General features: G+C 61.0%; 22 protein-coding genes and 1 tRNA gene. 10 read left to right on the forward strand and 13 right to left on the reverse strand.

What is annotated here, in order from left to right; translation table 11 throughout:
* Positions 1-81: 81 nt before the first annotated feature.
* The 3 genes from RPE78_RS06670 (at position 82) to RPE78_RS06680 (ending at position 1,999) form a co-directional block, all read left to right on the forward strand.
* Positions 82-348, forward strand: coding sequence for a DUF1674 domain-containing protein (locus tag RPE78_RS06670; protein WP_406721577.1), 267 nt, complete (start codon positions 82-84; stop codon positions 346-348).
* A gap of 45 nt (positions 349-393) precedes the next feature.
* Positions 394-1,506: a pyridoxal phosphate-dependent aminotransferase gene (locus tag RPE78_RS06675; RefSeq protein WP_406721578.1), complete on the forward strand. Its 1,113-nt coding sequence runs from the start codon at positions 394-396 to the stop codon at positions 1,504-1,506.
* 103 nt (positions 1,507-1,609) lie between these two features.
* Positions 1,610-1,999 (forward strand): DUF305 domain-containing protein, encoded by a 390-nt coding sequence (locus RPE78_RS06680; RefSeq protein ID WP_339108722.1) that lies wholly within the window; start codon positions 1,610-1,612, stop codon positions 1,997-1,999.
* A gap of 22 nt (positions 2,000-2,021) precedes the next feature.
* Here the strand turns inward: RPE78_RS06680 and RPE78_RS06685 are convergent, their stop codons facing one another.
* Complete coding sequence (locus tag RPE78_RS06685) at positions 2,022-3,227, reverse strand: pyridoxal-phosphate-dependent aminotransferase family protein (RefSeq protein ID WP_406721579.1); 1,206 nt, start codon at positions 3,225-3,227, stop codon at positions 2,022-2,024.
* Between the two features lie 186 nt (positions 3,228-3,413).
* On the opposite strand from RPE78_RS06685, the gene RPE78_RS06690 reads away from it, so the two are divergent.
* The 5 genes from RPE78_RS06690 to RPE78_RS06710 all read left to right on the forward strand — a co-directional run bounded on the left by RPE78_RS06690 (position 3,414) and on the right by RPE78_RS06710 (position 7,876).
* On the forward strand, positions 3,414-5,156 hold the full coding sequence (locus RPE78_RS06690) for an ABC transporter ATP-binding protein (protein WP_406721580.1): 1,743 nt from the start codon (positions 3,414-3,416) through the stop codon (positions 5,154-5,156).
* A 55-nt stretch (positions 5,157-5,211) separates the two neighbouring features.
* Positions 5,212-5,946, forward strand: a complete 735-nt coding sequence (locus RPE78_RS06695) for a folate-binding protein (RefSeq protein WP_339108725.1) — start codon at positions 5,212-5,214, stop codon at positions 5,944-5,946.
* Positions 5,947-6,255: 309 nt separating this feature from the next.
* The gene (locus RPE78_RS06700) at positions 6,256-6,576 is read left to right on the forward strand and encodes a DUF6280 family protein (protein ID WP_339108726.1); all 321 of its coding nucleotides are present in this window, start codon (positions 6,256-6,258) and stop codon (positions 6,574-6,576) included.
* A gap of 160 nt (positions 6,577-6,736) precedes the next feature.
* Positions 6,737-7,738, forward strand: coding sequence for a DMT family transporter (locus RPE78_RS06705; protein WP_406721581.1), 1,002 nt, complete (start codon positions 6,737-6,739; stop codon positions 7,736-7,738).
* 61 nt (positions 7,739-7,799) lie between these two features.
* Positions 7,800-7,876 (forward strand) — tRNA-Pro (locus RPE78_RS06710).
* Positions 7,877-8,145: 269 nt separating this feature from the next.
* On the opposite strand, the gene RPE78_RS06715 is transcribed toward RPE78_RS06710, so the two are convergent.
* The 8 genes from RPE78_RS06715 to RPE78_RS06750 all read right to left on the reverse strand — a co-directional run bounded on the left by RPE78_RS06715 (position 8,146) and on the right by RPE78_RS06750 (position 16,198).
* On the reverse strand, positions 8,146-8,364 hold the full coding sequence (locus tag RPE78_RS06715) for a hypothetical protein (RefSeq protein WP_406721582.1): 219 nt from the start codon (positions 8,362-8,364) through the stop codon (positions 8,146-8,148).
* A 162-nt stretch (positions 8,365-8,526) separates the two neighbouring features.
* On the reverse strand, positions 8,527-9,741 hold the full coding sequence (locus RPE78_RS06720; RefSeq protein WP_406721583.1) for a benzoate/H(+) symporter BenE family transporter: 1,215 nt from the start codon (positions 9,739-9,741) through the stop codon (positions 8,527-8,529).
* A gap of 20 nt (positions 9,742-9,761) precedes the next feature.
* Positions 9,762-10,976 (reverse strand): threonine synthase, encoded by a 1,215-nt coding sequence (thrC, locus tag RPE78_RS06725; protein ID WP_406721584.1) that lies wholly within the window; start codon positions 10,974-10,976, stop codon positions 9,762-9,764.
* Positions 10,977-11,022: 46 nt separating this feature from the next.
* Complete coding sequence (locus tag RPE78_RS06730; RefSeq protein ID WP_406721585.1) at positions 11,023-11,409, reverse strand: Rid family detoxifying hydrolase; 387 nt, start codon at positions 11,407-11,409, stop codon at positions 11,023-11,025.
* Positions 11,399-12,568, reverse strand: a complete 1,170-nt coding sequence (locus RPE78_RS06735; RefSeq protein WP_406721586.1) for an NAD(P)/FAD-dependent oxidoreductase — start codon at positions 12,566-12,568, stop codon at positions 11,399-11,401. The genes RPE78_RS06730 and RPE78_RS06735 overlap by 11 nt, the downstream gene beginning before the upstream one ends.
* Positions 12,562-13,605, reverse strand: coding sequence for a hypothetical protein (locus RPE78_RS06740; RefSeq protein WP_406721587.1), 1,044 nt, complete (start codon positions 13,603-13,605; stop codon positions 12,562-12,564). The genes RPE78_RS06735 and RPE78_RS06740 overlap by 7 nt, the downstream gene beginning before the upstream one ends.
* A gap of 86 nt (positions 13,606-13,691) precedes the next feature.
* Positions 13,692-14,690 carry a 2,3-diaminopropionate biosynthesis protein SbnA gene (gene sbnA / locus RPE78_RS06745; RefSeq protein ID WP_406721588.1) on the reverse strand — a complete coding sequence of 333 codons (999 nt, stop codon included), beginning with the start codon at positions 14,688-14,690 and terminating at the stop codon, positions 13,692-13,694.
* Between the two features lie 101 nt (positions 14,691-14,791).
* Positions 14,792-16,198, reverse strand: coding sequence for a PLP-dependent aminotransferase family protein (locus RPE78_RS06750; RefSeq protein WP_406721589.1), 1,407 nt, complete (start codon positions 16,196-16,198; stop codon positions 14,792-14,794).
* Between the two features lie 478 nt (positions 16,199-16,676).
* Between RPE78_RS06750 and RPE78_RS06755 the strand changes: the two genes are divergently transcribed.
* Both RPE78_RS06755 and RPE78_RS06760 read left to right on the forward strand, forming a co-directional pair.
* The gene (locus tag RPE78_RS06755) at positions 16,677-16,856 is read left to right on the forward strand and encodes a hypothetical protein (RefSeq protein WP_406721590.1); all 180 of its coding nucleotides are present in this window, start codon (positions 16,677-16,679) and stop codon (positions 16,854-16,856) included.
* Between the two features lie 6 nt (positions 16,857-16,862).
* Positions 16,863-18,497, forward strand: coding sequence for a TniQ family protein (locus tag RPE78_RS06760; RefSeq protein WP_406721626.1), 1,635 nt, complete (start codon positions 16,863-16,865; stop codon positions 18,495-18,497).
* 299 nt (positions 18,498-18,796) lie between these two features.
* On the opposite strand, the gene RPE78_RS06765 is transcribed toward RPE78_RS06760, so the two are convergent.
* From RPE78_RS06765 to RPE78_RS06780, 4 genes are all read right to left on the reverse strand, one after another.
* Positions 18,797-19,807, reverse strand: coding sequence for an ATP-binding protein (locus RPE78_RS06765; protein ID WP_406721591.1), 1,011 nt, complete (start codon positions 19,805-19,807; stop codon positions 18,797-18,799).
* Positions 19,808-19,821: 14 nt separating this feature from the next.
* Entirely contained in the window at positions 19,822-22,044 is a 2,223-nt protein-coding gene (locus RPE78_RS06770) for a hypothetical protein (RefSeq protein WP_406721592.1), read from the reverse strand.
* Positions 22,041-22,886: a hypothetical protein gene (locus RPE78_RS06775; RefSeq protein ID WP_406721593.1), complete on the reverse strand. Its 846-nt coding sequence runs from the start codon at positions 22,884-22,886 to the stop codon at positions 22,041-22,043. Before RPE78_RS06775 ends, RPE78_RS06770 begins: the two co-directional genes overlap by 4 nt.
* A 318-nt stretch (positions 22,887-23,204) precedes the next feature.
* A complete protein-coding gene (locus RPE78_RS06780) occupies positions 23,205-24,302 on the reverse strand; it encodes an AAA family ATPase (RefSeq protein ID WP_406721594.1) in 1,098 nt (365 codons plus the stop codon).
* Positions 24,303-25,438 lie beyond the last annotated feature (1,136 nt).

Raw genomic sequence — 25,438 nt, forward strand, 5'->3', positions numbered from 1 at the left:
TGGCCTCCGGCTTGTGAGGATCGATTTCGCGGCCTATATCAGTTGGGTCGTTAAGACAACTCTCATGACAAGAGGTGCCCCATGTCGAAAGACGCCGCCCCGCAAGAGCCCCAACCCGATCTGCCGCCCGCGACCCCGCCAATGCCCCAGCCGGATCTGCCCGCAGGCCCGCCGCCGACACCCGCTCCCGACCTGCCGCCCGCCGCGCAGCGTGCCTTGGCCGAGGCCGAAGAGCGCCGCCGCTTGGCGCAGGCACAGAGCCTGCCGACCGAACTGGGCGGGCGTGATGGCCCAGAGCCGGTGCGCTATGGCGATTGGGAAAAGAAGGGCATCGCGGTCGATTTCTGAACCGCCCGTCTTGCGCTTGGCCGCGAAACTGCTAGCCATTTGCGCATGACATATCCTCGCTATACCCGCCTCGTTTCCTCCCTGCCTGCTTCGGTGCCCTTCATTGGCCCCGAAACGCTTGAGCGCGAGCGTGGTGCCCCCTTTGCCGCCCGTCTGGGGGCCAATGAGAACGGCTTTGGCCCCTCGCCGCGGGCGATTGCCGCGATGGCAGCAGAGGCCGGCGAGGTCTGGAAATATGGCGATAGCACCAGCCTTGAATTGCGTCAGGCCCTTGCCGCCCATCATGGCCGCCCCGAAAACACCATCGTGGTGGGCGAGGGCGTGGACGGGTTGCTGGGCTGTCTGGTGCGGCTGATCATCGAGACGGGCGACGCGGTTGTGACCTCGGCAGGCGCCTATCCGACCTTCAACTTCCATGTCGAGGGCTTTGGCGGTGTGCTGCACAAGCTGCCCTATAAGGGCGACCATGAAGACCCGCAGGCGCTGATTGCCAAGGCGCGGGAGGTCGGTGCCAAGCTGATCTATATCGCTAACCCCGATAACCCGATGGGCACATGGAACACGGGTGCCGCGATCGAGGCGATGATTGCGGAGATCCCCGAGGGCTGTCTTCTGGTGCTGGACGAGGCCTATATCGAGATGGCCCCCGAAGAGGCCGTGCCGCAGGTGGCGGTCGATGATCCGCGCGTCATCCGCATGCGGACGTTTTCCAAACACTACGGGCTGGCGGGTGCGCGCATCGGCTATGCGATGGGCGCGGCCGAGCTGATTGCCCAATTCGAGAAGATCCGCAATCATTTCGGCGTGAATAGGATTGCGCAGGCGGGGGCTTTGGCGGCGCTGGCCGATACCACTTGGTCGGCCTTCATGGCGCGGCTGATTGCGGGCGCGCGGGGCCGCATTGCCGAGATCGCAGCCGAAAACGGGCTGGAAGCTGTGCCTTCGGCCACCAATTTCGTGGCCGTCGATTGCGGACGCGACGGGGCCTATGCCCGTGCCGTGCTTGCAGAATTGGCCAAGGCGGATGTGTTCGTGCGGATGCCGGGGGTGGCGCCTCTGGACCGCTGTATCCGCATCTCCTGCGGGCCGGATGCCGAGCTGGACCTGCTGGCCAAGGCTCTGCCCGAGGCGCTGGAACGGGCCGCCGCCGCATTGTAACATATGTCACGGGCGCTTGACGTCACGGCGCTATCGCCCAGCGGTGATTTGCGCAATGCCGCCTGAGGGGCCAGATTTCGGGTATCCGAGAAGGAGATCCGAAATGAGCCGCATGACACGTATCCACAAGATCGCGATGCTCAGCCCCGTGGCCTTTGCGCTGGCCTTCGGGGCCTATGCCCAAGATGCCAGCTATCCACAGATATCGAAGGCGGCGATGGCCACCGCCGATGCCTCGCCCTCGACGGCGGCATTCCAGCAGGCACGGGCGCGAATGGCGCGCACCCTGCCGCATGATTATAGCGGCAATGTCGATCTGGATTTCGTGCGCCAGATGATCCCGCAGAAGAAAAGCGAGATCGCGATGGCCGAGGTGGTGCGTGATTATGGCGAGGACCCCGCTATGCGCCAGCGCGCGGCCCAGCTGATCAAGGCGCAGCAGGACGACCTGCAATGGCTTGAAGGCTGGATGGCCGCGCACAGCAATCGTTAGGAGTAATCGTCAGGGGCGGGTGTTACCTGCCGTGCCGGGCGATCACCTTGGCCGCCGCCGCCACGCCGCCCGCACCATGCGGAATGCCAAGCGCCTGCAGGCCCGCCTCCATCGAGGCGATCACCCCAAGCGTCATATGCGCATTCACATGGCCCATATGGGCGACCCGTAGATAGCTGTCGATTTCGGGGGTGCCCGGTTCGGCCATTCCCAGCCCGATGCCAAGGGTCACACCGGCTTCGGCCTCCAGCCATTTGCGCAACCGTTCGGCATTGCCGCCGCCGATCCGTGCCGCCGTCACCGAATGGCTGCGCAGCGCGGGGTCGGCCACATTCAGCGCGATGTCATGCCCGCCCGCCGACCACGCGTCAAAGGCCGCCCAGAGCGATTGCGACAGGGTGGCATGGCGCGCCCAGATGGCCTCGAGCCCTTCCTCGGCGATCATATCAAGGCTTTCGCGCAGCCCGAACATATGGTGGGTCGGGGCGGTACCGCCGAAATATTCGTAGACATAGTCGGGGAACAGGCGCGGCGTCCAATCCCAATAGGGCGTGCGCAGATCGGCGGCCTTGCCCGCCTCGAGCGCCTTATCCGAGGCAAAGAGGAACCCCAGACCGGGCGGCACCATCAGCCCCTTCTGGCTGGCCGAGATCATGATATCCACCCCCCAGTCATCCATGCGGAATTCGTCGCAGGCCAGCGAGGCAATGCAATCCACCGCCAGCAGGGCAGGGTGGCCTGCCGCATCAATGGCCGCACGCAGGGCAGGGATGTCATTGCGGATCGAGGTGGCCGTGTCCATATGCGTCACGAAAACCGCCTTGATCTTGCGGTCGGTATCGGCGCGCAGCGCGGCTTCAAGCTGCGCCGGATCGGCAGGGGATTTCAGCCCGAAATCCAGCATCTCGACCGTGATCCCCATGCGGCGCGCATACTCGGCCCAGCCATGCCCGAAGCGCCCCGTGGCCATCACCAGTGCCGTCTCGCCGCGCGAGAAGAGATTGGCGTTGACCGCTTCCCACAATCCGTGGCCGTTCGCGATATAGATGCCGCAATGATAGCGCGTCAGCGCGACGGATTTCAGGTCGCGCACCAGACCGGCGGCAAGGGTCTCGATCTCGCCTTCATAGATATTGGGGGCGGCGCGATGCATGGCCCGCAACACGCGGTCGGGCAAGGCCGAGGGGCCGGGGATGGCAAGATAGGTGCGGCCATTGGCAAGGCTCATTGGGTGTCTCCCTGTGGTTGACCTATCGGTAAAAACTCCATTTGGCAGGGTCAATCCGCAGCTTTGTGACGATACAAAGTAAAGCTCTGCCAGCCTGCACAACTGCCTGTTTCGCAGGCGAACTTGCATGGGGTGCAAGGGCTGGGCTAAAACCGCGCGACCGAGCCTTTCCCGCAGGAGCGATAGATGGCCAAACGAAATATCTATACCTCGCGCCATATGGTCGCCCGGATCTGGCGCGACTATCTGCGTCCGCATGTGGGGTGGATGGCGATCGCCTTGCTGCTGATGGTGGTCGAAGGCTCGACGCTGGGGGCGCTGAGCTGGCTCTTGCAGCCATTGTTCGACAAGGTGTTCTCCGGCAAGGAGCCGGGGCTGATCTACTGGGCGGGCGGTGCGGTTTTTGCGCTGTTCCTGATCCGTGCGGCCACCTCGATCGCCTCGAAGACGATCATGACGAAAATCTCGCAATCGACATCGACAGCGATGCAGGTCGATCTGGTGGGGCATGTGTTGCGGCTGGACCAGTCCTTTTTCCAGATCAATCCGCCCGGGGCGCTGATCGAGAGGATTCAGGGCGATACGCAGGCGGTGCAGAATATCTGGAAAGCCTTCATCACCGGTGCGGGGCGCGACGCGATCTCGCTTGTCGGTCTGATGGCCGTGGCTTTGGGGGTGGATGTGGTCTGGACGCTGGTGGCGATGGTTGGCTTTCCGCTGCTCTTGGCTCCTGCGGTCATCGCGCAGCGCTATATCCGCCGCAAGACGATGCAGATGCGCGACAGTTCCAGCCAGCGCGCGACGCGGCTGGACGAGATGTTCCACGGTATCAACGCGGTCAAGCTGAACCGGATCGAGGACCAGCAGACAGGACGTTTCCGTGTGCTGGTCAACCGGATCATGGGTCAGCAGATCAAGATGGCCGCGACCCGTGCGCTGATCCCTGCAATGGTGGATATCGTGACGGGGCTTGGCTTTTTTGCCGTGCTGGTGGTGGCAGGGCATGGCATCCTGTCGGGGCAGCGTACCGTGGGGGAGTTCATGTCCTTCTTCACCGCGATGACGCTGACCTTCCAGCCGATCCGGCGACTGGCGGCGGGCACCGGTGAATGGCAGACCGCCGCGGCAAGCCTTGAGCGGATCTATACGCTGTTCGATCTGCACCCGACGGTGGCCGCGCCCCTGCATCCGGCACAGGTTCCGGCCTCGCTGGATATCACGGTGGAAAACGTGACGCTGTCCTATGGGGCAACGCAGGTTCTGCACGGGCTCAGCTTCACCGCCAAAGAGGGCCAGACCACGGCTTTGGTTGGCCCGTCCGGCGCAGGGAAAAGCACCGTTTTCGCGCTTCTGTCACGCTTGCTGGACCCTGACGGGGGGCAGATCCTGTTGGGGGGCGCAGATATCCGGACGCTGGATCTGGGCCAGTTGCGCCAGATGTTTTCGACCGTGGCGCAGGATGCGGCCCTGTTTGACGAGACCATCCGCGAGAATGTGTTGCTGGGCAAGACGGTGAGCGACGAGCGTCTGCGTCAGGCGCTGGACGGGGCCTATGTCAGCGAGTTCACGCAGGATCTGCCCGAGGGGATAGACACGCCTGCCGGTCCGCGTGGTTCGGCTCTGTCGGGCGGGCAGCGCCAGCGGGTGGCGATTGCCCGCGCCATCCTGCGCGATGCGCCGATCCTGCTGCTGGACGAGGCGACCTCGGCGCTGGATACGGCGTCGGAGAAACGGGTGTCCGAAGCGCTGGAGAAGCTGTCTGTGGGGCGGACGACGCTGGTGATTGCCCACCGGTTGTCCACCGTGCGCAATGCCGACAAGATCGTGGTGATCCGCGAAGGCCGTGTCGAGGATGAGGGGACGCATGAAGAGCTTCTGGCGCGCGGCGGCACCTATGCCGATCTCTGCGCGATGCAGTTGATCGAGTGAGCCCCCATAGACGCGTCTTCGTTGCGGGCCTATATCAGGCGCAAAGGAGACCATCATGAGCCAGCGTCGTATCTACAAGATCAGCGGTCCCGATCGCGAGCATTTCCTGCAAGGGCTGGTCAGTAATGACGTGACGCGCCTGAAGGACGGGCCGGTCTATGCCGCGCTGCTGACGCCGCAGGGGAAATATCTGGCCGATTTCCTGCTGGTGCCGTGGGGCGAGGAGATCCTGCTGGATATTGATGCGGGGCTGGCAGAGGCGACGGTCCGCCGCCTGATGATGTATAAGCTGCGAGCCAAGGCCGAGATCTCGGAGACGGACCTCAAGCTGTATCGCGGCACCTCGGAGGTCAGGCCCGACGGGGCTGTGATGGACCCGCGTCATCCCGCGCTGGGCTGGCGGCTTTATGGCGAGACCGAGGGCGATGATGGCAGTGATTTCGACGCGATCCGCGTCGAGCATTGTATCCCCGAGACTGGGATCGAGCTGACGCCCGACACCTTCATTCTGGAAGCGGGGTTCGAGCGCCTGCATGGTGTGGATTTCCGCAAGGGCTGCTATGTGGGGCAGGAAGTGACCGCACGGATGAAGCACAAGACCGAGTTGCGTAAGGGGCTGGTGCGGGTCGCGATTACCGGGCATGCCGCACCCGGAACCGAGATCCGCGCCGGAGAGAAGCCTGCGGGGGTCCTGTTTACCCAGTCCGGCGGGTATGCGATCGCCTATCTGCGGCTTGATCGCGCGGGCGCGCAGATGCGGGCGGGCGATGCGCTGGTCTCGTATGGTTGAGTGTCTTGGGGGAAAGCGGACAGGTTTGCCGGATTTCCCCGTCACTTATCTGTGAGCCATGCGCCCGTTGCGTTCGGAACACAGCTCGGCGTTAATTGGTTAACGTGCGCCACAATGTGACCCTACTTATAAAAACTACTACATATTGTGTTCGATAGATAAAATTCTACCGTATTCACGGCTATTGCAACAAGGTATTCCCTGGGCGCATATCAGATATGATTTGCTGGCTGTATCGAATCGGAAGCTAAGCAGCCTACATGACCGTCACGCCCGGAAACGCAAGAGCAATAATACAAGGACGGAATAATGCGCGATTTCGTGGATGGCTCCGCATTCAACTATGAACAAGGTCAACGCGCACGGAAGCTGTTTGCTGCCGTCGTTCTGGCAGCTCTGGATGATGCGATTGCCGACGATAAGAAATACGGAAATGGCCCAGAGCAGATTGCACGCTGGGCACGCTCGCGCGATGGCCGCGAGGTTCTGTCCTGTGCCGGTATCGACCCCAACGAACGGGTTGTCAGCGGCCTGATGGAATTCGTTTCCAAGGGCATTCGGACCTCTGTCGCTTTGTCGCGTGAGGAAAGCGAACGCCGTATGGCAGCCGAAGAAGCCGAGGCTGCCTGATCTTCAGGCGGAGGTTCCGCCGCAAGATCGTCTCTTCAAAAGACCCCGGCGTTTGGCGTCGGGGTCTTTTGTGTTTAAAACGCCCGCTATGTCCAAATGATGGCTTGAAACCTACGAGGCCGTCGCTAGCCTGTCTCTTCGGGAAGAGGATAGGCAGGTAATGCAGGAAAAATCCAATCTGAAGGGCGCGCTTTACGGGCTGCTGGCGATGGCGATCTATGCGTCGCATGATGCGATCGTAAAAGGGTTGGGCGGCAAGTTCTCGGCGATCCAGATCGTCTTTGTGGCCGCCTTGCTGAGCTTTCCCATCCTGTCATTCATTATGCTCAACGACAAAAGGGCGGGGCATCTGCGGCCAGCCTATCCGGGCTGGGTGATCCTGCGGTCTGTCTGTATGATCATTGCGGGGCTGACGGCGTTTTATGCCTTCTCGACGCTGCCGCTGGCGCAGGTCTATCCGATCCTTTTCGCGACACCGCTTCTGGTGACGATCCTGTCGATCCCGCTTCTGGGCGAGACGGTCCGGTTGCGGCGCTGGGTGGCGATTGCGGTCGGTCTTGCCGGTGTGCTGATCGTGGTGCGCCCCGGACAGGCGGATCTGGCACTGGGGCATCTGGCCGCCGTGCTCTCGGCCTTCTGTACGGCGCTGGCTTCGGTCATCGTGCGCAAGATCGGGACGCAGGAGCGTTCGATCGTTTTGCTGATCTACCCGATGATGGGCAATTTTCTGGCAATGGGCATGGCGCTGCCTTTCGTTTACGTGCCGATGGACATGACCGATTTCGCCTTGATGGGAACCATCGCGTTATTCGGGCTGACTGCAAGCTTCATCACCATTCTGGCCTATCGCGAGGGCGAGGCGGTGATTGTCGCGCCGATGCAATACAGCCAGATCATCTGGGCCGTGGTCTTCGGCTACCTGTTCTTCAGCGAGGGAATAGATCTGACGACCCTTGTCGGGGCGGGCGTCGTGATTGCCTCGGGCGTCTATATGGTCCTGCGCGAGAAAAGCGCGGGCACTTCGCAGAACATGCCGGTGCTCAATACGCGCCACCGTCTGGAGATGCCCTATGCGCCCCGTTCGTCGCTTCTGGGGCGGCTGCTCAAGCGGCCCGTGACACCGGGTCTAGGACGCGAGATGCGGGTTCGTGAAACAAAATGAAACGGCAGGCAGATTTCCTCTTGATCTTATGTCGTCGGAGCGATACATCCCCGCCCACGGTCGGAGCGTAGCGCAGCCTGGTAGCGCACCTGCTTCGGGAGCAGGGGGTCGGAGGTTCGAATCCTCTCGCTCCGACCATTTCCCGAAATTGTGGATTGCCACGATAGTCTTCCTGATTGGACACTGTCTTTCATCACTTCTGGCAATCACTCAGGGCAGTGCCCTGATCCGGCTGGATCGATTTTTCTTCTTTTGCTGAAGCTACTCTGCCGATATGCACTGGTAGGCCGCTATCACCTCCCCACCTGCGCGCCCGTTATGCCGCCATCAACCGCTCGACATCGGCATCAAGCCGTTGCTTCTTGCGCTCCCAGTCAGGGTCAGCGGCGCTCAGTGTCGCCCAGAACTCAGGGCCGTGGCTGTGGTGCTTGCCCTTCGTGGCACAGCTTCGCGTTCATTCGCATATTGTCATTCGTGCAGATGGGGACGGCCAGAATGTGGATGTGGGGATGCGCTTCGTCCCGATGCTCGACAATGCTCAGCACTTTGGTGCCATTGCTGGCCGCATCCTTCTTGGCGAAGGCGATGACATCTTCGCGCCAGCGCCGGTATTCTTCCTCGATCATGTCAGACACGGGGTCGGGGAAACTGAAGACGCTGGCGACGAGGATGGCCTATCGTTGTTGTTGCAGATGACTGTGTGTTCAAACATGTGCCCGATCGGCGCATCCATTCCGGCGACCAAGCCCCTACGGCCGAGCCGCCTAGTCAGTGGCAGATGGCACATCTTACGGCAGGCGCGCTCCGCGACCGCCCTTGCGCAGGACCTCTGACAGACGGCTTCTCGTGATCACGAGGGCGATCAGACCGGCGATCAGACCCCAGAACCCCGACCCGATCCCCCAGACCACGATCCCCGATGCCGTCACAAGGAAAGCGATCATCGCCGCCTCACGATGCTCGGCATTGCTCAGCGCACCTGTCAGTCCATTGGTCAGTGCCGAGAGCAAGGCAAGCCCGGCCGTGGCAGAGATGAACTCCACTGGAAGAGACTGGATCAGACTGGCGACCGAGGGGCCGAGAAGGCCGAAGATGATATAGAAGATGCCGCAAAAGACACCGGCGACATAGCGTTTGGAGGGGTCCTTGTGGGCTTCGGGGCCAGTGCAGATGGCCGCGGTCAAGGCCGCCAGCGTGATCCCATGCGAGCCGAACGGCGCAAGGCCCACCGAGACGGCGCCCGTGGTCTGCAGGATCCCCGTGACGGGCGGCCGCGAATAGCCCGCTGCCTCGAGCACAGCCAGCCCCGGAATATTCTGGGAGGCCATGGCCACGACGAAGAGCGGGATTGCGATCCCGACAAGCGCCCCGGGCGACACGGTGGGCCAGGTCATGACCGGATGGACGATCGCGAGCTGCATGGTGTGGGTGTCCACCTCGCCCCCGATCAGACTTATCGCGAGACCGATCAGGAGGGCGCCGATCACCGCATAGGTCGGATAGAACCGCCGGCCAAGCAGAAAGACCACCGCCATGGGAATGACAAGATGCGGGGTTTTCTGCATCGACCCGATCAGTTGCAAGCCGAACTGCAACAGGATCCCCGCCAGCATCGCCGCCGCGATCTGCGGGGGCATCTTCAACACCAACCGCTGAAATCCCGTCGAAAATCCCAAGGCAAGAATGAGCGCGCCGGTGACCAGAAAGGCAAAGATCGCCTCTTGATAGGAATAGATGCCCAGAGCACCGATCAGAAGGGCCGCCCCCGGTGTCGAGAAGGCGGTGATGATCGGAAGCCTGTAGCGCAGGCTCAGTATCAAACCGGCAATGCCGCTGCCAAGCGAGACCGCCCAGATCCATGTGGCCAGCTGCATATCACTCAGACCGGCCGTCTTGGCGGCCTGAAACACGATGACCAGAGGCCCGGCATAGGAGACGATCACGGCCACCAGGCCAGCGGTGATCGCACTGAGCGATGTATCTTCAAGGAGTTTCTGAAACACGGGAAGTTGACCTTTTGAACTCATTTGGGGGCATAGGGCATGGCGATCATGCGGCGCAGGCTGGAGATGTCCTTGAGACCATTGCCGGTACTGACGATTACGGCCTCGGACCGCGGCCCCAGCAGATCCTGTTCGCGCGCACGGATCGCGCCAGCGCAGGCCGCCGCGGCTGCGGGTTCGACCAGATAGCCGCAGCGTGCCATGAGACGCATGGCATCCAACACCTGATCGTCGGATACTTCGACATAGGCACCCGCGGTTCTGGTGACCGCATCAAGAGCCTTGAAGCGGTCTTGCGGCAGTTCCGCCTGCAGGCTGTCGGCAATGCTTGAAGCGCTTCGTCGTTCGACCTGATCAAGCGGGATCTTCTGCCCCCAGGCGCGATAGAGAAAATTGCTTCCCGCGACCTGAACCCCGAAAATCCGGGGCATCGAGCCAATCCAGCCAAGCGCCAGCAGATCCGAGAAGCCCTTGTGCAGCCCACCGATGATCGAGCCGTCTCCGACACCGACGAAGACCGTCTCCGGGGCCCGCCAAGCCAATTGCTCGCAGATCTCGTAGGCCGCGGTCTTCTTGCCCTCTGTCATCAGCGGATTGATCGCCGTGCTGCGCAGATACCAACCGCGCTCCTGTGCCGCGTGCAGGCAGGCGGCGAACGCCATGTCATAGCTGCCCGCGACCGTGACAACCTCGGCCCCGTAGGCCCGAATGGAGAGAAGCTTTTCCGCAGGGGTCGTTTCGGGCACGTAGACGACAGCGTGCAACCCGGCATTTGCGGCCAGACAGGCCAACGCCGCGGCCGCGTTGCCCGTACTGGCAGTGGCGATGGTCCGATACCCTGCCTCCCGCGCATGGGTGACCGCGATCGCGCTTGCACGATCCTTGAGCGATCCCGAAGGCTGGCGCCCCTCATCCTTGATCAGAACCGCTCCGACACCGATCTGCCGTGCAAGTCCCGCATTCGGACTGAGCGGGGTCGCCCCGACGCTGATCTCGGGCAAGATCGCGTCGGGCCCGATCGGCAGAAGCGCCCGATACCGCCACATGTCCTGGCGCGCGCAGCGGTCCAGATCCTCACGCCGCAGGCCGTGCCAGTCATAGACCACGTCCAGCACCGCCCCTTCTGCCCCGCAGTCACACAGATGGCGCAACGGAGCGAAGGGATGACGCCTGCCACAGCGCACGCATTGCAACGCATGCGCCCGTGACTGCGGGTTCGTCAAATGAACGGTCATGATCTGTTGCCGGGTTCGGACATTTCAGGACCTGCGAACACCTTCATCACTTGCCGAGCACCATAATCGCTTCGATGGCGACGGCGCCGCCGGCCGGAAGAGCCACCGCACCAACGGCGGAGCGCGCCGGATAGGGCGCGGAGAAAACCTCGGCCATGCAAAGGTTCACGAGCGGGAAGTCGTCAAAGTCGGTCAGGTAGACGGTGACCTTGACCACGTCATCGAGGCTGCCGCCTGCCTGCCCGGCCACAGCAGCCAGATTTTTGAGGCACTGACGGATCTGAACTTCGGATGTGCAGGCCGCCAGAGACCCTTTCACCGGGTCGATCGGTGCCTGCCCCGACAAAAAGATCATGTTCCCGGCCTTGCGTGCCTGCGTGTAGGTGCCAAGCGGAAGGGGGGCATCCGGGCTTTCGATCACTTCATGATACATCGCACAACTCCTTTGTCGAATTTGCGCCGCACAGGCGCGTTGGGGAAATTTCTTCGAGGTCGATCTCGTTCCGGTCCATGAATGCGGGCAATCGGGCCTGCCGCAGAAGCGCCGACGCCAGTTCGGCAATCGCCGGGGCTGTCTGGATGCCGTAGCCACCCTGTCCGGCGAGCCAGAAAAACCCCTCGCAACGCGGATCGAAACCGATCACGGGATTGCGGTCGGGGGCAAAGCTGCGCAGCCCGGCCCAGCGGGCCTGCACGGAGACCACCTTGCCGCGCAACGCGGTCTCGAAACGGTCCGCGGCGATGGCCACATCCATCTCGTCCGCCGTTACATCCGATGCCGGTTCCGGGGTTTCGTCGCAGGGAGAGATGAGCAGCCCCTGCTTGCTGGGCTTGAAATAGAAGCTTTCCTCGACGTCGCCGATATAGGGCCATTCGGCCATCTCGAGATCGACGCGGGCCAGAATGGCCGTGCGTTTGAGGGGCCTGATGCCCAGCGGGGATAACCCGGCCAGACCGGCAACCTCATCCGCCCAGGCTCCGGCGCAATTGACCAGCGTCCTTGCGCGATAGACGCGCTGCGGTGTCTGCACGACCCAGGCATCCCCCTCGCGCCGCAGCGCCGACACCGGGCTGTCGCACAGGATATGCCCACCGCTGCGCCGGAAACGGCGCACATAGGACTGATGCAGGGCGTGGACATCGATATCCTTGGCGTCAGGCTCCAGCGCGCCCGCCACCCAATCTTCCCTGAGTGCGGGGAATTCCTGCTGCAGGTCCTCTGCAGAAAGCCAGCGCACGCTGTCGGTCAGCTGAGCTACCTCGTCATAGAGGCTGCGCAACTTGGTCAGACCGCTCTCGCGCGCCACGAAAATCGCACCTCGCGGCGTAATCAGCGGCGGATCGTCGCCCAGGGAATTGAGGTAGAATTCCCGACTGTAGTGAGTGAAGAGCCGAAAGATGCGGCTGCCGTAGGTCTCGAGAAAGATCGCGGCGGATCGTCCGGTCGTATGATAGGCGAGCTGGTCTTCCTGCTCGAGAAGAATCGTGCTTTCGCCGGCCGCGGCCAGTTCCGCCGCAACAGAGACGCCCGCGATCCCCCCGCCGATGACCAGATAGCCACAATTCACTGGTGTAGAGGAGTTGCTCACCATCTGGAGAACTCCGGCAGAAGCCCATCGATGCGGCAGAGCGTCCCGCGGTCCTGCGCGGCGTTGAGCACGAAATGCGCAACGGCGAGATCGAGGATCCCCATGCCGAAGGCCGAAACGACAACCGGCCCTTCCGGCCGCCTCGCCCCCGGGGCGATTGCCGCGAAATTCGCGACGTTTTCGACATGGCCCTGCATCTGCTGCAACAGGTGCAACGAAGTATTGGCCTTCAACGCATGGTTCACGTCATCAACCACATTGAAGACCGGCGCCTTCAGTCGCTCGGGCACGACGTCTCGCAGCGACATGTGCAGAACAGTCTGATCGGCGTGAAACGGGTGATCATACCACGGTTCGAGCGCCGAGGTCGCAAAGGCCATCAGCCCGCTATCGCAGCGCCGTGGCGCCTCTCCGATCTGCGCCGACATCCCCCGAAGCGTGCAATGTTGACTGAAGGCCTCGGCGCTGGCGGAAACAGGATCGCAGATCGTGACATGATCGAACCGCCAGCCATCGGCCTGCAAATAGGCCAGCAGATCGCGATTGATGACCCCCGCCCCATAGAAGGTGAGCTCGTCAGTTTCACGCGACGGAACGAGACGCCTCGCCGCGAGCGCCGCGCTTGCCACAGTTCGCGCGGAACTGATCGCCGTCCCGTCGAGAACCGCGAGCGGATAGCCGGTCTCGAAGGAGTTCACCACGATCAGCGCCGAGGCCCGTTGCCGGTTGCGCGCCACATTGTCAGGGAAGGACGCCACCCATTTCAGCCCCGCAAGATCGATGTCGCGCCCGATATAGGAGGGCAAGGCATTGATGCGGCTATTGGCCTTCTGCGGGAAGCGCAACGAATAAGTGTCGGGATTGATCGCCTCCTGATGATAGAAGGCGTCATAGGTTTCGGCCACCACATCAATGATCTGGCCGCGCGAACTGGCCAGAATGGAAGCGATGTCCTCCGCCCGGACATAGTTCAGGCCATCGGCCTCGCGCCAGGAAGTGCCATCCTTTGGTTCGGCACGGCGCAGTTCTTCGACAATCATGTTTGATCCTGTAGAGAGAAAGTCCATCGACCCCGGTGCAACCGACCGGGCAGGCGCCCGTTCGGGCGGCGACCGCAGCTGAGCGATCAGTTCCGTGTGAGGAGCCCAGGGTAATGCTGTTCAACCCAGGCATCGCTGTAGATCGTGTCGACATACTTATCGCCGCGATCAGGGCTGATCGTGACCACGAGTGCGCCGGCTGGAATGCGATTTTGCAGGGTGCGAATACCGGCCAGAACGGATCCCGACGAGCCGCCCAGAAGCACACCATAGGTCCGCGCGAAACGCCGGCACTCGATGATCGTCTGCGCCTCATCGACCATGATGACCTCATCGGGCCTGTGCGCCTCGCTGATCGGCGGGCGCTGGCTTGTGCCCAGCCCCGGTATGCGACGTGTCCCGGACGGTCCTCCGAAAGTCACCGATCCTTGGACATCGACCGCGATGATCTTGGCCGGATGGCCAACCTCGTGGAACCGCGACAGGCATCCCATCAAGGTGCCGGTCGTGCCCGCCCCGACGACGAGGTAATCGACCTCCGGGTAGGTCATCAGGATCTCGTTCGCGGTGGTGCGCGCGTGAATCTCGGGATTGGCGGGGTTGGCGTATTGGTTGGTCCAGACGAGCGCGGGATCGCGCGCCAGCGCGGTCTCGATATAGGCGATCCGGCTTCCTAGATAGCCGCCATTCGCGTCCCTTTCGGAGACGACGACAAGATTGCCGCCGAGCGCCCGGATCAACTCGAGGCTGTCTTTCGCGGCATTTGGGTCGACCACGCAGGTGAATTTGTACCCGCGGTTGGCACAGACCATGGCCAAGGCAATACCCAGATTGCCCGAAGAGGATTCGATCACATGACCGCCGGGGCGCAACCGACCGGCCGCTTCGCAATTGGCCACCAGCGCAAGCGCCGTCTTCAACTTGATCGACCCGCCCGGGTTCGAGCCCTCGAACTTCACCACGACATTCAGATCCGGCCCGAAATCGATCTCGGCGAATTGCGTCGGGCTGATCAGGTTCCACAGGAACCCCGTATCGCCGATTTGCCGATCTTGTGAAAGCGAGCGCGTTGCAGCCGCTAGCATAGCCACCTCGTAGGATTGAAATTTTGCGCAGCCTATGCGTGCGCCAACTCAACCAAAAGGGGCACAGAGGCCGATTTCGGAGAGACACAGACCCGGGGATTTCAGCAGTTCGCGGCGATCTCGCCGATCTCGATCAACACCGCGCGCGACGAGACACAGAGCCTCCGCGTCACGCAGAGCCGAAAGCTTGCCGGGGTCCGCGGCGCCCCGAAGATCGTGCCGCGCGAAACCTCGATCCCGCGCGCTTCCAACGTCGAGAAAAAGGCCTCGGCATCGGTGCGATCGGGCAGCGTGATCCAATAGACCCCTCCGGCCAGCGGGCGGGAAATCTGCGTTCCAGCGGGGAAATGGGTCTGAATGAGGCCAAGGATCTCCTGCCTTTGGCGGGCGAAGATCTGGCGCACGCCCTTCAAGTGGTCCTCGAGCATCTGCGAGCCGATCAGCCGCTCCGCAATCCTCTGTCCAGGGGTCGAGGTGCAGCGGTTCTCGGACAGCAGCTTGCCTGTCAGATCTGCATGAAAGCGCCCCGGAAGACACCACCCGACCCGCAATCCGGGTGCCAAAATCTTGGAGAGCGATCCAAGATAGAGGACACATCCGGTCTCATCGAAGGCTTTCAAGGGCGGCGGACTGTCCTTGCCCTCGAGAAGTCCGTCGAACACATCATCCTCGATAATGACGCATTCATGCGCCTGCGCAGCCATCACCAGCCGGCGCCGGTCCTCGATGGGCAAGGTGTAACCCAACGGATTGCTCAGGGTCGGATTGACGAACAGGATCCCAATCTTGTCCGCTTCGATAAGCTCGATCGCGCGCTCGGTATCGAAGCCACGCACACTATCGGATTCCAGCTTATGCACCGAAAGCTGCAGCCCCTCGACGGCCCTCAGACAGCCGAAATAGCAGATCCGGTCATGCGCGATTGCGCCGAACCTCTTCGACAGAAATTGTAGCAGCAGGCGCAGGAATGTGTTGTCCCCTTCGGTGATGAGAACATCATCCGCCGAGCACTGAACGCCGCGGCGCATCAGAGCCTGCGCGATCAGGCGCCTCAATCGGACGCTGCCCGGCGGCAATTCCAGTGTCACGAAATCGTCCCAAGATTGTCCGATCGCCTGCTTGGCCAAGGTCGCGATCCGCGCCGCCGGGATCAGATCCGTCTCGAGAACCGCCGACGAAAAGGACCGCTCGCGTTCCTCCCCGCCCAGGATCAGCCGGGCGACCATCGCCTCGTCCGTTTGCCCGGCGTCGAAGCCATCCAGCCAGTTGCTGCGCATCGACCCGGTGTCGGCCACGAAGTGACCGATGCGATCGCGCGTGTAGATAACCGCCCGGCGCCGCAGCTCGTCGATAGCCTTCTCGACAGTCTTCCGGCTGACCCCGGCATCGCGCATCAACACCCGAACGGACGGGATCTTGTCCCCTGGGCACAGAACCTTTCGGGCAATCTTGTCCTCGATCGCCCGGGCAACTTGCAGATAGATGTATTTCTCGGAAAGTTTTCTCATCGCGTCTCAAAAACCTTTGCGCGTCACTGGGCACAACATCGGGAAATCTCCTCAAATCGCCCAACATCTAAATGCTGCGTCGCCGGAGTATCGCTCGCCCCCGACACAAATGGAAAGATAGGTGTCGATTCCGGCTGGGGGCGGAATGACACCTAGGCCGGTGAACGGCGGCTATTCGCCGGTTGCTGCGGCGGCGATGCCGCGACCTCACAGTCGGCAAACCGCCCATATTGTTGAAAAAGTCAGGCGGCGCCGAAATTACATACTAAATGTGCTACATGGCATGCCTGAAGATCAGTATATAGTAAAGGAAATGTGCTGCATTGGAGTTTTTTAACGATATCCGCCCTTCTTTCCGTGCAGCATGATTTGACCTATTTTTGATAATACTTCCAAGATAAGGTGTGTGATTATGACTGGGGACAGCTGAAATCCCGAGGTATGCAAAAGCAGTCATTTTCTCGATTAGAACATGCCCTTGCTCAAGAAACTCTCCCTTACCGTCGTGCCTGATGAGCGCGAGACTTTGCTCTCCTTTTTCTGCCGTATGGCTGCGTTACAAGGCACCGAAGCCTTCGGGTTCGCGATGGATATCGGGATCAATTTCAAGCGGATCGTGGATCACGACCCGGAGGCGATCGCCACGTTCGCCGCCTGAGCCGGTCTGACCGATGCCCAGCTTGCGGAGCTTCTGTCCTGGACAGGAGAGCGAATGGGGGATGTCCGCATGCGCTATCGGGGCGAGGTGATGGTGTCGCGGGCTTTGCGCAACCCGATCATCCGTGGTTGCCCGATCTGTCTTCGCGGGGACAGCAAGGATGAGCGACCGCCTTTGCGCAAGATGGTCATGCAAGGCAGCTGGCTGTGTCGCGGTGTCAATGTTTGCGTGGAGCATAACCACATGCTGGTGCCGCTCTGGCAGGAGACCACGCCGATTGTGCGGGAAGATATCGGCGCGCGGCTGACCGCGATCTGGCCGGATCTGCGCGACGGCCGGCTGGATCAGCCGCTGATCGAGCCGCCCCCCTATGATCGCTGGCTTGATGACCGCCTGTCGGGGCGCGGGGATCAGACATGGCTGGCGGGGCAGTCGCTCTTTGCCGCGATGACATTTTGCGGATTGCTAGGGGCAGAGCTCCAGTGCGCCCAAGGTCTGGCTGAGGATGACTGGTCCGCCAAGGCGCTCGGCTTCCGATACGCTTCGGCTGGCCCGATTGCGATCGAGGACGCCTTCACCATCCTGAGCACCGCTGACGATGGAAATCCGGATGTAAGCCGCCGCGCCTTTGGCGCCCTGTTCGACAAGCTCGAATATATCTATCGCGACGATCCGGACTTTGACGCATTTCGTGCGCTTTTGCGCGCGCATGTCATCCGGATCTGGCCGCTCGCCGCAGGTGAGCCCTTGCTCGGCCAGCCGCTTGAGGAGCGACTGGTGCATTCGCTTTTGAGTGCTTCGCAGGAGACGAAGATCGTTCCTGGACTTCTGGACGCGCTGTTGACCGAAGCCGGCGTTTTCGCGGAAGGCGACCAACGCCTGCCATCACGCAAAATCTTCGATGCGCGGATCCATTCGGACCTGCTGGGCGAGATCGCGACCCGGGTCGGGCCGAAGGCCATGCGCGACGGCATAGGGGCAACTTTGACGGAATTCAGGGCCTTGGTGGCAGAAGGCGTGTTGGCGCCGAGATCGAAGCTCGAGACGGTCAAGAACCCCTGGCACCTTCCTGATGGCTTGGCGCTGCTGCAAGATCTGGAACATCCGGCGACGCCGCTGCCTGCTGGCGCATCTGGCTGGGAAACCATCCACCTTGCGAGCAAACAGGTGGGGCTGCCAGTTGCCCGGATCGTAGAAGCGATCCGCGAGGGACGGCTCCAGCCCAAGAAGCTGCCAGAGGTCTTTGGCTATCACGGGATCGTCGTCGAGCTCGCCGCTCTGGAAATGCTGCAAGAGCAGCAAATGGCCGCCGCAGCTTTCGCCCGCTTGATCGGGCTGAGGGACTATGCGGCCTTTACCGCGCTGATCGAAGCGGGCCATGTCCCAGCCACTCAGGTCAAAAGCGTTAAAACCGCGCGCTTGCAGTGGATGATGTCGGATACGGAGATCACGGCTTTCCGACAGCGATTCGTAACGCCGACGATGATCACAGAAGAGACGGGACTGCATCGCAATACCATCTTCGCGGTGTTTTCGGCGGCGAGCGTGAGGCTATTCCGGCCGGATGGGCTGGATGCAGGGCCGATCTATCTGCGGAACGAGAGCATGCCTGCCATCACGGATTATCTGGCCAAACGCTAAGCACGATGCCCTGAAAATAGTTCTTGACAGGGGGGGCATGGAAAAACGCCATTTCGTGCAAGCTTATGGTGCATTGGTATTGCACGACATCCAAAGGCCGTTCTGCCGTGTGGTAATATTATTTATAATCAATATCTTAAACTTTAACTCGACACCTAGAATGTCGTCCTGCCGACATCAAAAAACCGTCTTTCGACATCGTTTTCCCGACCCGTCCTGATGCCCCACGGCGCGCAGACAAAGAAAAGGGCCGCCCAACGGGCGACCCTAACGTGGGTTAACGGGGAGAGGATTTCTTGCTACTTCCGTTTGCGCGGCTTCTTCGCCTCATTCGTGTCCTGGTAAAAGCGATCCATGGCGCGGGAGGTGTCGATCCCGCGCCAATGCTCGGACAGGAACGGGTTGAGTTCGTCGTCGCAGTTGGTGCGAACATAATAGGCCTCGGCGAAATGATCGAGTTTGACCTGAGTATGTCCCATGTCTATTGCTTCCGACAGCGCTTCGATCGTGATCTCGACGGCCAGACCGAACCGATACGCTGCGGCGTGCATTATGAGCGGCGTGAACTCAGCGTGATTTAACATGCCATCGTCGGTCAGGCCGGATCGCCTCAGGAGCTCTGTCATGGCACCTCGAAGAGCGGGGCCATCGGTTGCGGGCGTCATCGCCAGGATCTCAACGGGGCGCAGTCGCCGCGACAGTGTCGAATCGTGATTGATAAGTTTCTTCGCCTCCAAGGTCGCCGTCATGATCAACGAGACCGGCCAGGGTCCGACCTGCATCAGGTTGCGGAACCGCTTCGCGAAGGCAGACATCGCCTCTTCGGTCGCATAACGCCCTGCGTCCTGGACCTCATCGAGGTGAATAGCCGCGATACGATGATGCTGAAGCTGTGTCCGCAGGCAGTCGATAAGGTAGTCCTCGGTCCGGCTGCCCTTGGTCGGGTAACCAATTTTCTTAAGAATGGCGCAGCATGTGTCCTTCACGCTTGCCTTTCCCGGCACGATGACACTGACGATCCTGTGGCCGAACTCCCGACCGCCAGTGGCAACCGCCGCCTCCTCATATTCACGGATCACCCGCCCTATTATCGTCGACTTCCCGCTGCCAGCAGGGCCTATCAAGGCCGCCCCCTTCTGTTCGTAGAGCCCGCGCGCCAGCCGGTTTTCCCGTGCCTCGAGGACGCGGAACACCCGCTCGCGGATCATGCGGTAGGTCGCGGTTTCACAGAAAAAGGTATCCAAGGTAGTGGTCGCGACCACATTTGCGCGGATTCTTTCTATCACGTTCAGAGCTTCGTTGGTGGTCATGGAATGTCTCCGGGTCAGAATTTCGAGTGGCGGCGCGCGCCGTTGGAGCGGAAGCGATTGAGGGAATTGGCTCCACCGGAGTGTTCGGTGGAATCGGCCCCGGCTGGGGGCGAGGGCACGGACAAGCCGGGCCTTTCGCCGGAACCTATCTCGTAGCCGGTCTGCAGTGGATCGACATACTCGTCGCGGCCGACAAAGGGCTTTTCATGCGCGCCCTTGCCGAACTCCAGCTCCTTCCGAAGACGCGCCACTTCTTCGTCGCTGTGACTGTCCATGGTGACACCAGCCGAATCCGCAATGGCTTTTGCCTCCCCGCGCCATCTCTCCCGGGCTTCCGACCGAGCTTCGGCGTGATCTACGACGTCAAGCGCAGCTTCAGCCTTGCGCCGGGCCTTTTCTGCCCTCCACCAGGCGAGGGACTTGCCACGCATGGTCTCGTTGAGGCAGGGAACGGAGATCAGCTCGTCCTTGGCAACGACCGAGATTGCCCCGAGGTTCACGGGGTCGACGACGATCTCCAGCTTTTCACCCGGCAGGGCGATCCTGTCGACGCCCGGCGCCCTGCGCTGGTTGCGGATGAATTCGTTCGAATAGGTCAGCCCTTCGAACTGGATACCGGCTTGCGAAACGCCAGCAGTATGAAAACTGCCGCACGCTTCGCGCAGCGCTTGGGGCCCGGGCAGAGCTGAGGGATCGAACTGTTCGTGTTTTGACAGCTTCGCCCATGTCCCGAACGGGGTGGCTCCTCCGAGGCCGCGGTGGGGCGATGCGTTGTAGTCCGCGACGAATGTGACGAAGAGGCGGTGCAGATCATCATCAGTGAGGCAAGCCTCGCGCCCAGGATTCCGATCATTTCTCAAATGGTGCGCACCAGCTGTCCAGCCCGGCAAATGCCGCGCCCATTTCAATTCGAAGGTGCGAAACAGGCGCTCGATATGCGCACGAAGCTCGGCCACGCCGGTCACGGCATTCAGAAGAGAGCCGGACAGGATCCGAACCGCCTCGACGAACCTTGACCCACCGAAAGGGCTTTTCCCGAACTCGCTTCCCGAGTCGGTCGAAACCATGTGGATGGGGGCCCTGTTGTCCCAGGAAGACTTGCTGAGCCCCGCCTCCCTGAAGAGCGGCGTCTTGTCCGCAAAGCACATGCGAAGACACGCCAGCGAAGCTTCTTGGTTCGGCGCCCTACAAAACGCAAAACCTATGATCATGCGCGTGGCAACATCGATCGCAACGACGATCCAGCGGCGAACACGCTTCACGTTGGCACGCTGCTCGGGCGTCATTCGGTTCCAAGCCGCTCGCGACACGTTCAGCGATAGGGCATGAATCTGCCACGCGTCGAAGATGACCAACTCCCCCGGGAAGCTGGCTTTTAGGCCCTGCTCGACGCTGCGGAGTTTCGCCTTTGCCTTCGCCAGCCCCTCGCGTTTGACGGCGACCGTGAACGGGTCCAGGTATTTGTCGATCCACCGCTCGTAGGTCCTAGCCGACTTTACGTCGATCAGCGGCGGGAAGCCTGCGGCGCGGCGGCGCCCGTTTTCCTTCTCGACTTCCGAGACGGTGTCAGCTGCCACTTCGGATTTGGAGAAGGCCGGATTCAGATACTGTTGCAGGCACCGCAGGATGAAGTTCTGATCTTCAACAGCCTGCTCATCCAAATCCACCGATCGAGCGCGCGGGGGACAAAACACCCCCGCCTTCTGACCTCCTTTTCGGAATTTGCGATAGTATTCAAGCAGAACATCATTGCTGGGAAGCGGCTTCAGGCGCTGCGTCGCATTCGCAGTTTCTGTCGTATAATCCCGGCGCGCCTGATAGACTTTGTATTCCTTATCCAACTCCGCACGTCTGGCTTGAACCCCGTCGCGCGTCAGGATCATGCCGAGCGCGCGGTAGTGCGCCATCCGCCGACACAGGAACATGATCAAATCAACGCGGGAACGCCGTTTCTTCGTGGCACCAAACATCTCGTCCACGCCGAACATGGCGCGATCCATCTGCTGTGCCGGGCTGTAGTAGCCGCGCTCGATGATCAGCAGTTCGTTGTTGAGCAGATGGGGAATCTCATCCGCCCGGAACCTGCGGATATCCACGCCATGGTCGGGGTTCTTGACCGACAGCAGATAATGCGTGACGATCTCGCAGCCGCGATCCTTGGCCGGGGTGATCTTGCTGACCTCGGCCCCTTCGAAAGTGACCCGATCCGTTGTCTTGAGGCTCGCGAAATAGGTCATGCGGCCACCTCGCAGACAAGGCCGCTCTCGAACCGGTCGAGCGGGTGTTTGCGAATGTCGCCATCCCCGATGAGCCGGACGGCTGCACGCCACGCCCGATTGTCGAGCCGGGAGGTCTCGATCAACCTATCCAGCGTGAACCGGGGCGACAGGTCGAGCGCCGCTTCCAGGACGATCCGGTCAGCTTCGGGGTCCCAGCCCCGCCGCGCATAATGGATTTTCTCCGCGCAATCCCGCCATGCCGGTTGGAATGAATAGCGCGACAGCACCACGAACCGATCGGCGACATCCCGCGAGCACTGAGCCGCGATGTTCGCGACCTCGGCCAGATAGGAAGGGCGCCGGGCCTTCTCGTCGTACTTGACCGAGACCAGGACCTCTTCACCGGAGGTCAGCAGAACGTGTGTGTCAATCTTGGTGTAGCTCTCGTCCCCGTGCAGATCCACGAAGTCGACACGCGTGAACTGCTCCTTGAAGTTCAGCACGCCGGGATGGGCCGCGAGGTTCTTCTTCACCTGGGCCTCTTCCATCGAGGCGCACCAGAACTCCTGCATCACGGCCCTGCGGTGCAGGCGCGTCACGAAGGAGAGCCGGGAGCTGCCGCGTGACTTTCCGAGTTCCATCTTCTGCAGATGAGACCGACGGACCCGGAAAGGGTCCTCCGGATCCGCCGCCACGGGCGGGCCAATCGGCGACAGATGCTTGGTCGGGCAGCCGGGATTGCGAACGCCGGTGCAAGGCAGGACGCCGTAGATCGGCCCGAGTGTGATTTTCGACTGCCTGGGCAGCTTGACTGGTGCATAATTCCAGCTGTCGTGATCGATAATCTGATCGTCAGACATGACGTCTCCGTTCCCGAAAACAGCAGTGTTTCGGGTCTAACTCTGTTTCTCTTGATGAGGTCACGTCGTTCTTGCCACGCCTGAACACTATCGCTAGCGTGGCAACTGTGCTGATCGACAGGACCTCTGTGTCTTGGCCCGTTCTGGGCGAAATTCTGAACTGGCCCACTCGAAACTGCTCCGGTGGGTCATGCGCTTATGTTCCGAGATGTCGGTGAAAATCCCAAACGGAAAAAACCGTTTCCATTGGTTATTATGTGGATTACTGAATCAACTAATTGAATCCACATGATTAATGGGCGTGGGGCGCTTCGCTTTTCAGTGCAGTATTGGTCTGTTTTTTTGATCCATACCTAGATCGAGCATCCGTTTTACTGTCCGGATATTGATCTGCTGGCCCGCCCCGAATGCCGCCGCTAGCGCGGTTGTGATGGACGCTGTGATAGGGGGAGAGAGCTGCCGCTTCTCGGCCTCACGAAGGACAAGGTCATTGATCTGCCCTTGCGTGGGAGAGGGCACGCTGACAACGCGGATGCGCGTCAGAAGCGGTTCCGGAAGACCGCGCAAGCTGTTAGACGTGAAGACCCAATTGACGAAAGACATATCGAACTGGTTCTGGAAATAAGGGCAGTTCCACCGGCATGAGCTCACGTCTTCAAGCAGTGGAAGAAGAGCGTTCGGAAGGCTGAAGGCGCGACCTTTGTTGGATGTAGGTTCGCCAGATTTTTCTATTTCGTCAATGATGACGAGCGGATTTGCAACCTGTCGCATCAGCATCAGGCCCACGAGACGGCCGGGGCCGGCATTTGACCACCCGCGTTGGCTTCCTATCAGTCCGAAACTGGCATTCTCGCCTGTGGCGTCGAGGGTCATGTCCGGCGTTTCCAGCAGCTGCGCAAGGCGACGTGCCCATGCGCTTTTGCCAATGCCTGGCGGGCCATCGAGAAGAACAGGCGCAAATCGTGCGCCGGGCCTGCCGCTAGCACGATTATGCTGGAGGCTGCGCCAGACATGGGATGTCGCTTCGGCCATCCAGGGAAACTCTTCATGAAGTGCGGCCGCGATCTCGTCGATATGATGCGCCGAGCGCAAGTCGAAGATGTCAGCACCGTCGCGACAGCTTTCCAGCATCTCGCGGTCTTCTCGCGACAGACGGGTTGGCTCCACCTCCTTCAAATGGTTCTGATGGATCTTCCGCGCCCACCTGCGGATCCGGATCTCGAGACCCTTTGGGATTTCGTCACGCCCGTGATGCCAGAGATCATTGCGGCCGGTGCCCTCCTTGTCGGAGATGTTTTCTCTATTTTGCCGCTTGTCTTGAAGTCGGATGTAGAATGCTTTCAGTCGACGAAAGATTGCGGGCTCTTCTAGCTCTGGATTGGGTAGCTCGCTCAGGATGAAGCGGATTTTAGGCATGGATGGGGTCTTTCGTCATAGCTCCGCCAGCCGCAATGATCGTGATCATGCGGGGGGCTTTGGGTTGCAAATGGGCATGTCACTTTCGCCGCATGCCCCGATTGGGCGTCTTAGAGGGGTGCGCGGCCACGCGGGCGCGGCGTTATGCTGGGAGAGGGATCACGGTCATAGTCAGGCACTCGGCAAACGAAAACATTGGAACCGTATCGGCGTGAACTACACGGTAGGCCCTTCAATGACGGCATCTGCCACAAATGATCGAGTATGGGAAGAATGGTTAAGCTAATGATATAAATGCGAAAAAGTGATTTTCATTGCCTATTCCCAAAGGCTGGTAGCCGGGGGACGCCAAGGGTTCCCTCTAGATATGGGGCAGGCCCTACCGACAGCATCTACTTATAGATTGCGCATCGGGATATTTCTTGGGCTTTCGTCGTTCTCAAGATTGTTCCGCATATCGAGAAATCGGATTTTCGCATTTGTCGTGCCGGAAAACGTCGCGCGCCTCGCGATTGGAGGGACGCATGGAGGCGTGAGGAGGCATTCTCTGGGCATCTAGGGCATCGTTCAGGCCAAGCTGCTCATACCGATTCGCAGGCCCGTGTGGGTGTCGCCGCTCTGAAGAAGTTGCAAGTTTCGTGGCAAAGCGCAGCTTTGAGGCGGGCGTGCGTTTTTACCGGAAGGGCGGGGAGCAGACTTGCGGCAGTGCGGCTTGGCGTGCGCGGCGAGTTTGGGATAGCGGCCATTCATATGCCGCGCAGCAAGGGGCGCCACCTTTTGACCAGAAGGGCGGATTCCGAACCTTCTCTGCGCATGCGAATTAGCCCTTGCCGGATCATGGAAGCGGACACTCTGCCAAAATCACGCTGCCGAATCACAGTTGCTACAGGGAGGGCGGCCTCCGAGCTTTCGCGGCACTCCGTACCGAGAACCAGTCAGCGCAGAAATGCAAATCTACCGAGCCCTGCAGACCGCCGCCTCTTATTACGCATTTTGGCCATACGGTACTTTTAAACTGGCGGCGATGTCGGGCTACCCCGAACTGCGCCGCTATGATCCGTCTCCTACCAAATGCAACCTGGAAACGTCCCTACTGCCTTTCGGGCTCCGAGCGTTGACATCAGCTACAATAAATT

This window comes from Thioclava litoralis (genome assembly GCF_045278885.1).
Lineage (GTDB): Bacteria > Pseudomonadota > Alphaproteobacteria > Rhodobacterales > Rhodobacteraceae > Thioclava > Thioclava litoralis.

Excerpts from the sequence above, each read along its gene's own strand:
- RPE78_RS06680 (WP_339108722.1), top strand. The coding sequence starts at position 1,610 with ATGAGCCGCATGACACGTATCCACAAGATCGCGATGCTCAGCCCCGTG.
- RPE78_RS06700 (WP_339108726.1), top strand. The coding sequence starts at position 6,256 with ATGCGCGATTTCGTGGATGGCTCCGCATTCAACTATGAACAAGGTCAA.
- RPE78_RS06770 (WP_406721592.1), bottom strand. The coding sequence starts at position 22,044 with ATGACCTATTTCGCGAGCCTCAAGACAACGGATCGGGTCACTTTCGAA.
- RPE78_RS06740 (WP_406721587.1), bottom strand. The coding sequence starts at position 13,605 with ATGATTGTCGAAGAACTGCGCCGTGCCGAACCAAAGGATGGCACTTCC.
- RPE78_RS06675 (WP_406721578.1), top strand. The coding sequence starts at position 394 with ATGACATATCCTCGCTATACCCGCCTCGTTTCCTCCCTGCCTGCTTCG.
- RPE78_RS06735 (WP_406721586.1), bottom strand. The coding sequence starts at position 12,568 with ATGGTGAGCAACTCCTCTACACCAGTGAATTGTGGCTATCTGGTCATC.
- thrC (WP_406721584.1), bottom strand. The coding sequence starts at position 10,976 with ATGACCGTTCATTTGACGAACCCGCAGTCACGGGCGCATGCGTTGCAA.
- RPE78_RS06695 (WP_339108725.1), top strand. The coding sequence starts at position 5,212 with ATGAGCCAGCGTCGTATCTACAAGATCAGCGGTCCCGATCGCGAGCAT.
- RPE78_RS06690 (WP_406721580.1), top strand. The coding sequence starts at position 3,414 with ATGGCCAAACGAAATATCTATACCTCGCGCCATATGGTCGCCCGGATC.
- RPE78_RS06730 (WP_406721585.1), bottom strand. The coding sequence starts at position 11,409 with ATGTATCATGAAGTGATCGAAAGCCCGGATGCCCCCCTTCCGCTTGGC.
- RPE78_RS06775 (WP_406721593.1), bottom strand. The coding sequence starts at position 22,886 with ATGTCTGACGATCAGATTATCGATCACGACAGCTGGAATTATGCACCA.
- RPE78_RS06685 (WP_406721579.1), bottom strand. The coding sequence starts at position 3,227 with ATGAGCCTTGCCAATGGCCGCACCTATCTTGCCATCCCCGGCCCCTCG.
- RPE78_RS06705 (WP_406721581.1), top strand. The coding sequence starts at position 6,737 with ATGCAGGAAAAATCCAATCTGAAGGGCGCGCTTTACGGGCTGCTGGCG.
- RPE78_RS06780 (WP_406721594.1), bottom strand. The coding sequence starts at position 24,302 with ATGCCTAAAATCCGCTTCATCCTGAGCGAGCTACCCAATCCAGAGCTA.
- RPE78_RS06765 (WP_406721591.1), bottom strand. The coding sequence starts at position 19,807 with ATGACCACCAACGAAGCTCTGAACGTGATAGAAAGAATCCGCGCAAAT.
- RPE78_RS06670 (WP_406721577.1), top strand. The coding sequence starts at position 82 with ATGTCGAAAGACGCCGCCCCGCAAGAGCCCCAACCCGATCTGCCGCCC.
- RPE78_RS06750 (WP_406721589.1), bottom strand. The coding sequence starts at position 16,198 with ATGAGAAAACTTTCCGAGAAATACATCTATCTGCAAGTTGCCCGGGCG.
- RPE78_RS06715 (WP_406721582.1), bottom strand. The coding sequence starts at position 8,364 with ATGATCGAGGAAGAATACCGGCGCTGGCGCGAAGATGTCATCGCCTTC.
- sbnA (WP_406721588.1), bottom strand. The coding sequence starts at position 14,690 with ATGCTAGCGGCTGCAACGCGCTCGCTTTCACAAGATCGGCAAATCGGC.